This window comes from Microbacterium paraoxydans, assembly GCF_020524545.1.
In the GTDB taxonomy this organism is placed as follows: domain Bacteria; phylum Actinomycetota; class Actinomycetes; order Actinomycetales; family Microbacteriaceae; genus Microbacterium; species Microbacterium paraoxydans_C.
Genome location: NZ_JAIVLG010000006.1, coordinates 194365 through 206464, shown reverse-complemented (window position 1 = coordinate 206464; position 12100 = coordinate 194365). Strand labels below are relative to the sequence as shown.

Here is a 12100-nt window from a genome sequence, read left to right as displayed (position 1 = left end):
CGCTGCTTTGCCCAGAAGCGGGGGACGACGGAGGCGAGCTTTCAGGCGACCGCGTGCATCGGCGCCGCGGACGGCGATGATGCGGCGAAGTCGGGATCCGTGAGGTCCAAGCCGTTGGCCGAGCTCGCGGCAGCCATCATCTTCACCAGCAACGGCCGCTGGAGCTCCCGCTCGTCATGCACGACGAAGCGCACCGGAATCGCCGCCTGCATCCACAGGGTCTCGGTCGTCGACTCCGACGTGCGCAGCGTGAGCGGAAAGGACTCTCCGCGCCGGAGCTTCGTCACGGCGACGAGCCGGAGATGCGCGAGCAGCATGTCGTCGATCTCGATGACCTGCGATTCTCCGGCGTAGCTGAGCAGACCCATGACGTCCTCTTCCCGTATTTCGTACGGGAATTAGGTTACTAGTTTAGCTAGCTAAATGGAAGTCGGATTATTCGATGTCTTCGAGCTCGCCGGCAAGGCGTCGAAGGAACAGCGAGATCACGGCGAGCTGCTCGGGGTCGAATTCGCTCTCCACGCGCTCGATACGGCGAGAGATCTCATCGACAGGAGAGTGCAGATCGCGGAGGGACGGGCGGATGACCTTCGAGCGTGCGTCGTCCGGATGAACGGCGACGACGACCTGCCCGCGCTCGGCGAGACGACGCACCACGGAGGTAATCGCCGCCGTGCTCACGCCGAGCTGAGCGGCCAGATCGCCGGGGGTGACCGGGGCATCGGCCGGAGCCGAGGCGATGATGCGCATGGCCGAGCGATCCGTCTCGTTGGGCCGCCGTCCCGCCGCCAGCCGTCGACGCAGCTGCGCCTCGGCTCGCCGGAGCTCCTCGACATCCCGGGCGAGCTCCGACGCCACGACGTCCAGACTGCTCCCCATCCCACACCTCCCCGCTCCCCAAGATTCCCATGTTACCTCGACAGCCTTGTTACCCGATGAACTAGGAAAAGGCCGTCGCCCGGCGCTCGCTCGCGATGAGAGGATTGACTCACCGCGCGAAAGGAACACATGGTCGACGCAGTCACGCTCGAGGACGAGAAGTTCATTGGCTACGCGTCCCTGCTGGAGCATCTTCAGAGCCGGTTCCCCGCGATTCCCCGCGATCGGATCGAGCAGATCATCGTGGCGGAGAACGACGCGATCACCGGAGGATTCCTGCTCGTGGTCCCCGTCGGCGTCGCCGCGGGTGCGGTGGAGATGCTCACACGGGAATCGCTCCCCCAGACGGACGAAGAGGTGGTGGCGTCATGAGCGAACCCCAGGAGTACACGCGCTCCGGATACTGGTACCCCGATGGCGGGAACGTCAGCACCGTCGACGTGTTGAACATGCTCCGGCGCTACCGTGCAGCCGAGACCGCGATGCGCGCCCGCACCCGCGCATCGATGGGCATGAACGAGACCGACCTGATGGCTCTGCGCTTCCTCCTCCGGGAGCAGCGGGCGGGCCGCATCGTCCGGCCGATCGACATCGCGAAGATGCTCGACATCTCCACGGCCTCGACGACCACGCTCATCGACCGGCTCGAGAAGGGTGGTCACGTCCGGCGCGAACCCCATCCCACGGACCGCCGAGCGGGAGTCGTGGTGCCGAGCGTGAGCAGCGACGAGGAGGTCCGCGCCACCCTCGGGGCGATGCATCGGCGGATGCTCGCCCTGGTCGACGAGCTGTCGGACGACGAGCGTGCCGTGGTCACGCGGTTCCTCGCCGGCATGACGGCGGCGATCGAAGAGGCCTCCGACCTCGACCAGGAGCTGCGCGACGCGATCCGGGACGAGAAGGACGCCGACCCCGCACACTGACCACCCGCCGCCGCGCCCCGCCGCCCCGCCGCCGTCCACGCCCCCCCACACACGCACACGCACACGCACACAGAACCTGCCGACACGCCAGATGTCGGACGCTCCTGCCCGAAGTGTCCGACATCTGGCGTGTCGCCCGCGGGGAGAGTGGTGGCCGCCCGGCCGACCGGCCGCCCGGCCGAGTGCCGCTACAGCCCCTCGGCGATCTCCTTGATCGCAGCGAGACGGCGGTCCCACCCACGGCCGATCGCGTCGAGCTTCGCCGCGGTGGCGGAGAGTTCGGCGCCGATGACGCGGAAGCGCACCTCACGGCCGACCCGCACGGGTTCGACGAGACCGACCTCCTGCAGAACCGCGAGGTGCTTGGCGATGGCCTGCCGAGACACCGGAAGTCGGCCGGCGAGTGCGGACGCGGATGCATCACCGTCACCGAGAGCCGCCAGGATGCTCCAGCGCGTCTCGTCCGCGAGCGCCGAGAACATGGGCACGAGGGTTGCTGCGGTCATGCTTCGCCTTCCACCAGTGCGACCATCTTGTCGAGTTCGAGGTCCCATCCGGATCGGTGCGACTCGAGGTTGGCGCGGGGCTCGGACGTGCGCTCGAACCCGCTCTCGACGACCGTGAGACGCGTGCCGCCGTCGGCCTCTTCGAGCGTGAAGGTGAACACGGTCGAGGTGGCCTCGTCGATGCTGTCCGGGAGCGCACCGAGGGCATCGTCGTTGTTCCAGCGATACGTGATGCGCCGCGGCTCGTCGTACTCCTCCACCCGCAGAGGGATCACGTCGTAGTCGGGGAACGTCATCGTGCCGGTGGCGCCGACGCCCGCGCCGTCGAGCACGGTGCGCCCGAACCACCGGGAGATGTGCTCCGGCTCGGCCACGGCGCGCCAGACCTTCTCGACCGGTGCCGCGATCCGGATGGTGCGTCGGACCGAGAAGGTCTCCTCATCGACGACGGATGCCTCGTTGTGGGTCGTGTTCACCATGATGTTTCCTTTCAGCGTCTCCTGCTCGTCCCGCCCGACCGATCGGTCCGACTGCAACCCAAGCGTTGCATGTTCGGCATTCTCGCGCAACCCCCGAGTTGCATTAATGGCTCACCCGCGTACGCGGCGCTTCTCGAGGAAGCCGGCCAGCAGCGCCGCGACAAGGGCAGCGATGGGAGCGACGAGGAGCCCGGCCCGCAGGCTCTCGTTCTCGGCGATGTATCCCACGAACGGGGGCGACAGCAAGAATCCCAGGTGCAGCAGCCAGGACACCAGCGTGAGCCCGACACCCGCCCGCAGGCCCGGCAGCTCGTCTGCAGCGTGCATCGCCGCGGGGATCAGCGTCGCGATGCCGAACCCGACCGTCGCGAAGCCGAGGATCGTGCCGGGCACCGTGGGGAAGGCGAGCGCGAGCGTCATGCCCACCGCCGCGATGATCCCGCCGACCCGGGCGACCCACCGTTGCCCGAACCGGTCGGTCAGGGGATCGCCGATGATCCGGCCGAGGAACTGTGCGCCGACGAGGGCGATGAAGCCGAGCGGGGCGATCGCCGCCGCGGCCCCGAGGGACTCGGTGAGGTAGAGCGTCGCCCAGGAGTTCCCGGCATCCTCGGCGACAGCGCCGGCCATGGCGATGAGAGTCAGGGCGATGATCGCGATCACGGTGCGTGGGGTCACACCTCGACGGAGTGCGCCCTTCGGATCGGCAGGCTCGGTCGCCCGCGCATCCCCCTCGTCGTCACGTCCGGGCAGACAGAATCGGAGGGCGAGCAGAGCGACGGTCGCGAAGACGGCGGTCGAGATGCCGAGGTGCAGCCAGAGCGGCAGCTGCAAGGCGATGGCGACGGCGGCCATCACGCCGCCCAGGACCGCTCCGACGGACCAGATCGCGTGAAACCCGTTGATGATCGAACGGCCGAAGCGTCGCTGCACGCGCAGCCCGTGAGCGTTCTGCGCGACATCCGTGACGGCATCGGATGCTCCGCCGAAGAACAGCGCGACGGCGAACAGCACCCCCGAGGGCGCCAGGGCGGCCGAGAGCAGGCCGAGGCTCGTGAGCACCGTCCCGATCACGGCGACGCGGGCAGAGCCGAATCGGCGGATCAGCACCGCAGCGAGAAGCCCGGCGGCGATGGCCCCGGCGGGAAACGCCGCGATCGCGAAGCCGTATCCGAGGTTGTCGAGTCCGAGCCCCGCCTTGATCTCCGGGTAGCGCGGCAGGATGTTCGCGAAGAGCGCGCCGTTGGTCAGGAAGAGAGCCGAGACGGCGATGCGAGCTCGGCGGGACGCGTGGTCGGGCGTCGCCTGTCGAATCGATTCGATTGAAGCCATGTCTTCGATCGTACGGTGCTCGCGGCACCCCCGCCGCCACCCGGGGTTCGGGCTCTACCGGCCGCGATCGCACGCCGCAACCCCGTTCCCCCGGTCGGCGAGGCGATCTACGCTCGACCCATGTCCGAACTCACCCACCCCACCGGCCGTGAAGAGGCACTGCGCGCCGCGCCCCGCGACGACGGCTCCGCGCCACGCGCGCTCGTCCTCGGCGCGACGGGATACATCGGCGGACGCCTGACCCCGCGGCTGCTGAACGCCGGCTATCGGGTACGGGTCCTGGCACGTGATGCCGCGCGCGCGGCATCGTTCCCCTGGGGCGGCGACTGCGAGATCGTCGAAGGCTCGGCGGAGGACGAGGAGGCCGTGTCCGCCGCCATGGACGACGTCGACGTCGTGTACTACCTGATCCACTCGATGTCCGCGGGAAAGGGCTTCGAGGAGAGCGACGAGCGGGCGGCGACCACGGTGGCCGGGGCCGCGGCGCGGGCCGGAGTGGGTCGGATCGTGTACCTGGGCGGACTGCACCCCGACGATGCGAAGCTGTCGCCGCACCTGCGCTCGCGCGTCCGCGTGGGCGAGATCTTCCTGCGGTCCGGCGTGCCGACGCTCGTGCTGCAGGCCGGCGTCGTGATCGGGTCGGGCTCGGCGTCGTTCGAGATGATCCGCCACCTCACCGACGTGCTGCCGTACATGCCGGCGCCGAAGTGGGTGCGCAACCGCATCCAGCCGATCGCCGTGCGCGACGTGCTGCACTACCTCCTCGGCGCGGCGCGCATCGAGGCCGACGTGAACCGCGCCGTCGACATCGGCGGGCCGGACGTGCTGCGCTACGGGCAGATGATGAACGGGTACGCGGTCGAGGCCGGACTGCGACAGCGCGCGATCGCCGCCCTGCCCGTGCTCACTCCGGGGCTCGCCTCGCACTGGGTGAACCTCGTGACGCCGGTGCCGCGCTCGATCGCCCGTCCGCTGGTGGCATCGCTGCAGAACGAGTGCATCATGAAGGATCATGCGGTCGATGAACTGATCCCTCGCCCCGAAGACGGGCTGACCCCGTATCGGCGTGCGGTCGACCTCGCGCTCGGACGGGTGCGCGGCGACAGCATCGAGACCAGCTGGCAGGACTCGGAGGTCTCGGGTGCCCCCAGCGACCCGCTGCCGAGCGACCCGGACTGGGCCGGACGCACCGTGTTCACGGATTCCCGGTCCGTCGCCACCCGCGCCTCCGCGTCGGAACTGTGGCGCGTGATCCTCGGCATCGGCGGCGAGAACGGCTGGTACTCCTCTCCGCTGCTGTGGGCCGTGCGGGGGTTCATGGACCGGATCGTCGGCGGCGTGGGCCTGCGTCGCGGCCGGCGCAGCCGCACCGCCGCACGGGTCGGCGACGCGATCGACTTCTGGCGCGTCGAAGCGGTCGAGAGGACCGAGGCCGGATCCCTGCTGCGCCTGCGCGCCGAGATGAAGGTGCCCGGCGAGGCCTGGCTCGAACTGCGCGCAGTGCCGGACGGCGAAGGCGCGCGCTACGAGCAGCGCGCGATCTTCTTCCCCCGCGGGCTGAGCGGACGGCTGTACTGGCTCGCGGTGCTGCCGTTCCACGGGCTGATCTTCGCCGGGATGGCCGCACGCATCACCGCCGCAGCCGAAGGTTCGGCCTAGCGGGATCAGTCCGTGCGGGGCCGTTCTGCGGCACCCGACGCGTCCGCCGCAGCCGGCACGACGGGCCCGTCGTCGAGCGCCGCGTCGACGGTCGCCTCCACCTCGGCGGGCGGGATGATGTCGATCGCCTCGGTCGCGGCCTCGTACACCTCGGCGAGCGTCTCGTCGACGGTCGACTCGTCGATCCAGTCGAGGTCGTCTTCGGAGTGGTCGTACTCGACCGGCACGAGCGCGAAGTCGTCCCCGTACTCTTCGAGGCCGGCCATCACGCTGTGGCGGACGGCCGCGCGGGCATAGCGCTCACGGAGGATCAGCGGATCTCGCCGCAGATCCTTCATGAAGGCGATCATCATGAACCCCATGATGATCGCGAACGGCAGCGCGGCGATGATCGTGACGTTCTGCAACGACCTCAGGCCGCTGCCCTCTTCACCGATGACGAGCAGCACCGCGGCGATCGCGCCGACCAGCACGCCCCAGACGACGGCGACCCAGCGCGACGGCTCCGGCCTCCCCTGCTGAGACAGCGTGCCCATCACGAGCGATGCGGAATCCGCTCCCGTGACGAAGAAGATGGCGATCAGCACGATGAGGATCGCGCTCGTGATCAGCGAGAACGGGAGGTTGTCGAGCACGCCGAACAGGACTTCCTCCGGCGGGTCGACCGTCAGGTTCGCGCCGTCCATCTGCTGCTGGATCGCCGTGGTGCCGAAGATCGCGAACCAGACGAGCGAGATGGCGGACGGCACCACGATGACGACGGAGACGAACTGGCGGAGGCTGCGCCCGCGCGAGATCTTGGCGATGAACATGCCGACGAACGGCGACCAGGAGATCCACCACGCCCAGTAGAAGATCGTCCAGCCCGACAGGAACGTCTCGGCCGCTTCGCCCTGCGACGCCGAGCGGCCGATCATCTGCGGGAGATCGCCGATGAACTGCACCGCGACCGACGGGATCACGTTGAGGATCAGCAGCGTGGGTCCCACGAAGAACACGAAGAAGGCGAGCAGGAGCGCGACGACCGCGTTGATGTTGGACAGCGCGCGAATGCCCTTCGAGACCCCCGAGACGGCGGACGCGATGAAGCAGGCCGTGAGCACGGCGATCACGGCGATCAGGACGCCGTTGCCGAGAGGCCCTGCGCCGCTGACGATTTCGACGCCGTGGCCGATCTGCAGGGCGCCGAGGCCCAGAGACGCCGCCGTGCCGAACAGCGTGACGATGATCGAGAAGACGTCGATCGTTCGACCGAGGGGGCCGGTCGTGCGTCCCTCGCCGAGCAGCGGCGCGAAGATCGAGGAGATCAACGGCGTGCGGCCGCGGCGATAGGCGCCGTAGGCGATCGCACCACCGACGAGCGCGTAGAACGCCCAGGCCTGCGGACCCCAGTGATACAGCACCTGCGTCTGTGCGGTGTGCATCGCGTCGAGCGTGCTCGCCTCGACGGTGCCCGGGGGCGGGCTCTCGAAGAACGTGAGCGGCTCGGCGGCGCCCCAGAACACGAGGCCGATGCCCATTCCGGCGGCGAAGAGCATCGAGATCCAGGAGAACATCGAGTATTCGGGCTCTTCGTCGTCGCGGCCCAGCGGGATGCGTCCGTAGCGACTGAAGCCGATGAACAGCATGAACACCAGGATGACGGTGGCGATGGTGGTGAAGAAGAACCCGAAGTACTGCACGACCCAGTCGAGGACCGTGCGGGTGGTGCCGGCGAGGTTGTCGCCCGCGAACACGCCCCAGGCGATGAAGGCGACCGTCAGGGTCGCTGCCACGCCGAACACGAGCGGGTCGGTGCGATAGGTGCGGCCGGTCTCCTCGACCGAGACTCCAGGGACGAGCGCCGGGTGCACGCTGCGCGGGGGGACCGCGGCGATGTCGCGGACGATCTTCTTGGCGGTCTCTGTGGCCTTGGCCGGCAGACGGTTCACGCCCGTGGCGACGGCGTCCGTCCGGGGCCTCGGAGGCGTCTTCCCTGGGGAGCGTTCAGCGGGCTTCTCGTCAGGGGTCTCCATGGCATCCCATCCTGTCACGCGATATGCCGATGAGCCGGGGGCGATGAGCCGCGAGACCCTCCGGATCCCCGCCGCTCCGGGCTCACGACGGGGCGCGGGGATGCGCGAGGGGGAGGGTTTCCCGGGCGCGCCGCGACTAGCGCGGACCTCGTCGACCGACGCCGGCGAACAGCGAGTGCAGCAGGGGGAGCACCGAGACGCAGATCAGCGTGATGCCGAGCGGCGGGACCGCGGGCACCAGGAGCGCGCCGCCGATGAGCAGGGCCGCGAACAGCACGCCCGAGGCGATACGACGCGCGATGCCCTCGAGCCGATCGAGGCGGCGCTCCAGACGCGAGGTGTCGAACGAGACGGTGCCGTCATCGACGCGCGTGATGATGTCGTCGATGCGCTTCGGGAGGCGCCAGGTCGTGTTCATGGTGTCCATCGCCTGACTCGCGAACGCCTGCACGATGTTTCCGCTCTCGTCGCGCAGCAGACGGCCGGCGTAGGGCTCGGCGGCGTCCCAGACGTTGAACGCGGGGTCGAGCCCACTGCACATGCCCGAGGTCAGCGAGACGGCGCGGATCAGCAGCAGCATGTTCTCGGGCAGCTGCAGGGGGAGCGAGCGCACCATGTCGCCGAACTCCTCCGCGAAGTCGCGGAACTCACGGGGGTCGACCTTGCTGAGCTCGGCGAAGCCCATCCCGCCGAAGCGGGCGAACAGTGCGGTGAGGGCACGTTCGAGTTCGCGGGTGTCGGCGGAGGGCAGCAGGACCCCGATCTCCTGGGCCGCAGCCACGAGGCCACGGCTGTCGCGGCCGGTGACGGCGATCAGGAGGGTGCGCAGGCCGTCGCGGAGGCTTGCGGGGATCTCGGCCATCATGCCGAAGTCGATGAACGTGAGCCGGAAGCCACCGGGTGCCGACGGAGTCGGCGTGACGAAGATGTTGCCGGGATGCGGATCGGCATGCACGAAGCTGTGCGTGAACACCTGGTCGAACATCACCTCGGCGAAGACGGCGGCGACCTGGGCGGGGTCGATCCCGGCGTCCCGCAGCGCGTCCGTGTCGTTGATCTTGATGGCGGTGACATCGGACAGCGTGAGGACGCGGCGGGTAGACCGCTCCCACACGATCTCCGGCATGCCGACGCGGGGGTCGTCGGCGAAGTTCTCGCGGAACCGCTCGGCGCTGGCGGCCTCATGCAGGTAGTCGATCTCCTCCCTGCTGGTCTCGGCGAACTCCTCGACGAGTGCGGGCGCGTCGACGCGGTCGGCGACCAGGCGCACACGGGTCAGCCAGCGCGCGACCCGGCGGAGCGCAGCGAGGTCGACGGCGACGATCTCGTCGATGCCGGGGCGCTGCACCTTGACCACGACGTCCTCGAGGCCCGTGTCGGCGGCGTCGAGCGCGGAGAGCCGGGCCCGGTGCACCTGGCCGAGTGAGGCCGCCGCGACCGGGGTGTCGTCGAACCACGCGTAGGCGCGATCGAGGGGGATGCCCAGTTCGGCCTCGGCGAGTGCACGGATCGCCGGGGTGGGGACGGCAGGCACCTCGTCCTGCAGTCCTTCGAGTTCCTTGGTGATCTCCGGAGGCAGCACGTCGAGGCGCGAGGACATGAACTGTCCGACCTTGATCATGAGTCCGCCGAGTTCCACCGCGAGCGCGTGGAAGCGACGTGCGAAGGTCTGCATCCGCGGCCCGCGCGTGCGCTCGGCGACCCTGCTCATGCCGAAGCGCGGGAGGACGAGCTCGAACCACCAGATCTTGAGGAACTCCCGGCCGGCGAACGACAGGATGCGGCGGTATCGGGCGCGGTGGGCGCCGTGTGCCGCGGCATCCGTCATCGTGTGGCCCGTTCGCAGGTCCTCACTCGATGCCGCACTGCGCGGTCAGTCCTGCGCGAGGATCGAGTACAGCCTACGGCGGGCCTCGTCGAGGACCTCGATCGTCTGCTGCACCTGCTCGGGCGAGCCGCTTCGTCCCACCTGGGCGGCAGCGGCGGCGAGGTCGACGCCCGCCTTCGGGAGTGCGTTGAAACGCGCGCTGTCGCGGTGGCCTTCCTTGCCGGACGACGACTCCCACGGGGCCGGGGTCTCGGAGCTTTCCTCGGCGACGGCGCGGCCGGCCTCGGTGAGCGAGTAGGTCTTGCGGCCGTTCTGCTCCTCGGCCTCGATGAGCCCTTCATCTGCGAGCAGCTGCAGCGTCGGGTACACGGAGCCGGCGCTCGGCTTCCAGGTGCCGCCGCTGCGCTCGGCGATCTCGTTGATGATCTGGTAGCCGTGCATGGGCTTCTCGGCGAGGAGGGAGAGCACTGCGGCGCGGACGTCACCGCGTGCCATGCGCGAGCCGCCGGACGGGCGGGATTCGAATGACTTGCGGAGCTGATCCATGGCTTCGAAGATCGCGGCAGCGGGGCCACCGGGGCCCGCCCCGAAGCCGGTGCCGCCGAAGATTCCGCCCGGCCCGCCGGTGCCGCCGGACCCGCCGTTGTTCCCGGAGCCGCCGTTGCCGCCGAACGGGTTGGAGGGGAATGCGTTGTTCATGATGACCTCCTGCTGGGGTGAACGATACTTAACGATATATCGCTCAGGCTGAAGATGGGATGGGAATCCGCACTTGGGACGAGGGAAGCATCCCCGGCCACCCACCACGAGGAACCCACACGGCCTGAAAAATCCTCACGCGGCGCACTCAGGCGGCGCACTCAGGCGGCGCACTCAGGCGGCGCACTCAAGCGACACACTCAGGCGGCGCACTCAGGCGACACACTCAGGCGGCGATGTCGAAGCGCGCCCTGCCACCCCGACGTGGCACGCGGGCAGGGTCGACGTACCCGGGCGGGACAAACCATACCTGTCCTACCGTGCCACCCCCGTCGATGCGGATCTCCCACCCGTTGTCATGCACACGATGGTGACAGGTCTCACACAACAACACCCCGTTGGACAGATCAGTGGCCCCGTGATCACGTCGCCACCACCGGATGTGATGCGCCTTCGTCATGCCCGGCGGCACCCCGCACATCGCGCACCCGCCGTCGCGTTCGACCAACGCCAACCGTTGCGCCCTGGTGAACAGGCGCTTCTCCCGCCCCCAGTCGAGCACTTCACTCGCGCCTCCGAGCACGCACGGGATCACACCACCACCCGCGGCCATCCGCCTCGCCGCACGGACGCTGACCGGCTGCTCGATCCCGTCGACCTCCGCAGACCCGGATCCCGACTCCAGGTCCTCCAGCCGCACCCGCACCACGATCGTCGCACCCGCCAACGGCACCCGCGCCTCGCACCCCAGCACATGCGCGGCGAACACCGCGAGCGCATCCGCCTGCAGCATGGGCACCGAACGACGATCCGCATCCACCGCGTCGGAATCCGGGGCGTCCTTTCGCGCTGCGAAAGCCGCTGTCACATACCCCCGGATCGCCGTCACCACCGGAGCCGCCGTCTCGACGTCGAGGACCGCGTTCAGATGCACCATCCCGTCACGCTCAAAGAGCGTCAGCGCGCGCTTTCCGCGGCGTTCCTCTTCCTTCGGTTCCACCCCGTCCGGATCGAGCCAAGCCTCCGCGCGGACCACGAGCTTGCGCACGTCATCGAGCGCAAGACCCTGCGCCTTCTCGACGAGCACCCGTTCCCCCTCGGCGATGCGCTCCAGGCCGGCAGCCACCCGGCACCGATCCAGCAGCCCGACGATCATCGCCGCCGCCTGAGCGCTGAGAGCGCCGGTTGCCAGCGCCGCGCGCACGAGCGGATACTTCGCCGGCAACTGCGCTCCGATCAGGTCCGTGCGAGGCGCCGTCGCCTCACCGACCTTGACGAGACGCTGCGCATCACCCGTCGACACACCCGACGTCGCCGCGATCAGCTTCGCCGGGCTTCGATAACCCTGCTGCTTCGCGAGACTCTCCGCCCCCAGCTCAGGGCGCGACTCCCTCGAGATGCCGGCGGCCACCTCCGCATGCACGGCGTCCAGGCGGCGCTGCAGCAGCCCGATCGCATCGTTGACGGCGATCAGCTGCGCTCGCGACAGAGCCTCAGACCGCTCGGCTCCCGACCAGGCGTGGTCGAGGCGAGCCATCGCTTCGTGCAACCCGGTCAAAGTGGACATGCTTCATTCTAACTCGTCTCACGCTCCAGATTCGAAGATTTGTTCCCCTCTGTACCGGAATATCAGACGCAAGACGGGAGGTTTCGCGTCATGCCCGAAAATCAGTTACCGCCTATATTCGAAGCTATGTACTATACAGATATGTCCATGCACAGCGATCCCGTATCCGAGCCGCGCACCGGTAGCACCGTCAAGCTGCTCCGCGATGACGCG

At 69.0% G+C, this 12100-nt stretch carries 12 protein-coding genes; 3 read left to right on the top strand and 9 right to left on the bottom strand.

Annotation, left to right across the window (positions count from 1 at the left end; all coding sequences use genetic code 11):
* Positions 1 to 41: 41 nt before the first annotated feature.
* The gene (locus tag LC041_RS13610) at positions 42 to 368 is read right to left on the bottom strand and encodes a DUF7882 family protein (RefSeq protein ID WP_226533626.1); all 327 of its coding nucleotides are present in this window, start codon (positions 366 to 368) and stop codon (positions 42 to 44) included.
* Positions 369 to 435: 67 nt separating this feature from the next.
* Positions 436 to 879, bottom strand: coding sequence for a MarR family winged helix-turn-helix transcriptional regulator (locus tag LC041_RS13605; RefSeq protein WP_226533625.1), 444 nt, complete (start codon positions 877 to 879; stop codon positions 436 to 438).
* A 129-nt stretch (positions 880 to 1008) separates the two neighbouring features.
* Here LC041_RS13605 and LC041_RS13600 point away from each other — a divergent pair, with 129 nt between their 5' ends.
* Positions 1009 to 1251, top strand: a complete 243-nt coding sequence (locus LC041_RS13600) for a hypothetical protein (RefSeq protein WP_226533624.1) — start codon at positions 1009 to 1011, stop codon at positions 1249 to 1251.
* Positions 1248 to 1802, top strand: coding sequence for a MarR family winged helix-turn-helix transcriptional regulator (locus tag LC041_RS13595; RefSeq protein WP_226533623.1), 555 nt, complete (start codon positions 1248 to 1250; stop codon positions 1800 to 1802). The genes LC041_RS13600 and LC041_RS13595 overlap by 4 nt, the downstream gene beginning before the upstream one ends.
* A gap of 188 nt (positions 1803 to 1990) precedes the next feature.
* Here LC041_RS13595 and LC041_RS13590 read toward each other — a convergent pair whose 3' ends face one another.
* From LC041_RS13590 to LC041_RS13580, 3 genes are all read right to left on the bottom strand, one after another.
* Positions 1991 to 2308, bottom strand: coding sequence for an ArsR/SmtB family transcription factor (locus LC041_RS13590; protein ID WP_226533622.1), 318 nt, complete (start codon positions 2306 to 2308; stop codon positions 1991 to 1993).
* The gene (locus LC041_RS13585; RefSeq protein WP_226533621.1) at positions 2305 to 2787 is read right to left on the bottom strand and encodes an SRPBCC family protein; all 483 of its coding nucleotides are present in this window, start codon (positions 2785 to 2787) and stop codon (positions 2305 to 2307) included. Before LC041_RS13585 ends, LC041_RS13590 begins: the two co-directional genes overlap by 4 nt.
* Positions 2788 to 2898: 111 nt before the next feature.
* Positions 2899 to 4119, bottom strand: coding sequence for an MFS transporter (locus LC041_RS13580; protein WP_226533620.1), 1221 nt, complete (start codon positions 4117 to 4119; stop codon positions 2899 to 2901).
* A gap of 120 nt (positions 4120 to 4239) precedes the next feature.
* Between LC041_RS13580 and LC041_RS13575 the strand changes: the two genes are divergently transcribed.
* Positions 4240 to 5778 (top strand): SDR family oxidoreductase, encoded by a 1539-nt coding sequence (locus LC041_RS13575; protein ID WP_226533619.1) that lies wholly within the window; start codon positions 4240 to 4242, stop codon positions 5776 to 5778.
* 5 nt (positions 5779 to 5783) lie between these two features.
* Here LC041_RS13575 and LC041_RS13570 read toward each other — a convergent pair whose 3' ends face one another.
* The 4 genes from LC041_RS13570 to LC041_RS13555 all read right to left on the bottom strand — a co-directional run bounded on the left by LC041_RS13570 (position 5784) and on the right by LC041_RS13555 (position 11887).
* Entirely contained in the window at positions 5784 to 7793 is a 2010-nt protein-coding gene (locus LC041_RS13570) for a BCCT family transporter (protein ID WP_226533618.1), read from the bottom strand.
* Positions 7794 to 7929: 136 nt separating this feature from the next.
* Positions 7930 to 9621: an ABC1 kinase family protein gene (locus tag LC041_RS13565; protein WP_226533617.1), complete on the bottom strand. Its 1692-nt coding sequence runs from the start codon at positions 9619 to 9621 to the stop codon at positions 7930 to 7932.
* 45 nt (positions 9622 to 9666) lie between these two features.
* On the bottom strand, positions 9667 to 10320 hold the full coding sequence (locus LC041_RS13560) for a PadR family transcriptional regulator (protein WP_226533616.1): 654 nt from the start codon (positions 10318 to 10320) through the stop codon (positions 9667 to 9669).
* 226 nt (positions 10321 to 10546) lie between these two features.
* On the bottom strand, positions 10547 to 11887 hold the full coding sequence (locus LC041_RS13555; RefSeq protein WP_226533615.1) for an HNH endonuclease signature motif containing protein: 1341 nt from the start codon (positions 11885 to 11887) through the stop codon (positions 10547 to 10549).
* Positions 11888 to 12100 lie beyond the last annotated feature (213 nt).

Excerpts from the sequence above, each read along its gene's own strand:
- LC041_RS13610 (WP_226533626.1), bottom strand. The coding sequence starts at position 368 with ATGGGTCTGCTCAGCTACGCCGGAGAATCGCAGGTCATCGAGATCGAC.
- LC041_RS13605 (WP_226533625.1), bottom strand. The coding sequence starts at position 879 with ATGGGGAGCAGTCTGGACGTCGTGGCGTCGGAGCTCGCCCGGGATGTC.
- LC041_RS13600 (WP_226533624.1), top strand. The coding sequence starts at position 1,009 with ATGGTCGACGCAGTCACGCTCGAGGACGAGAAGTTCATTGGCTACGCG.
- LC041_RS13595 (WP_226533623.1), top strand. The coding sequence starts at position 1,248 with ATGAGCGAACCCCAGGAGTACACGCGCTCCGGATACTGGTACCCCGAT.
- LC041_RS13590 (WP_226533622.1), bottom strand. The coding sequence starts at position 2,308 with ATGACCGCAGCAACCCTCGTGCCCATGTTCTCGGCGCTCGCGGACGAG.
- LC041_RS13585 (WP_226533621.1), bottom strand. The coding sequence starts at position 2,787 with ATGGTGAACACGACCCACAACGAGGCATCCGTCGTCGATGAGGAGACC.
- LC041_RS13580 (WP_226533620.1), bottom strand. The coding sequence starts at position 4,119 with ATGGCTTCAATCGAATCGATTCGACAGGCGACGCCCGACCACGCGTCC.
- LC041_RS13575 (WP_226533619.1), top strand. The coding sequence starts at position 4,240 with ATGTCCGAACTCACCCACCCCACCGGCCGTGAAGAGGCACTGCGCGCC.
- LC041_RS13570 (WP_226533618.1), bottom strand. The coding sequence starts at position 7,793 with ATGGAGACCCCTGACGAGAAGCCCGCTGAACGCTCCCCAGGGAAGACG.
- LC041_RS13565 (WP_226533617.1), bottom strand. The coding sequence starts at position 9,621 with ATGACGGATGCCGCGGCACACGGCGCCCACCGCGCCCGATACCGCCGC.
- LC041_RS13560 (WP_226533616.1), bottom strand. The coding sequence starts at position 10,320 with ATGAACAACGCATTCCCCTCCAACCCGTTCGGCGGCAACGGCGGCTCC.
- LC041_RS13555 (WP_226533615.1), bottom strand. The coding sequence starts at position 11,887 with ATGTCCACTTTGACCGGGTTGCACGAAGCGATGGCTCGCCTCGACCAC.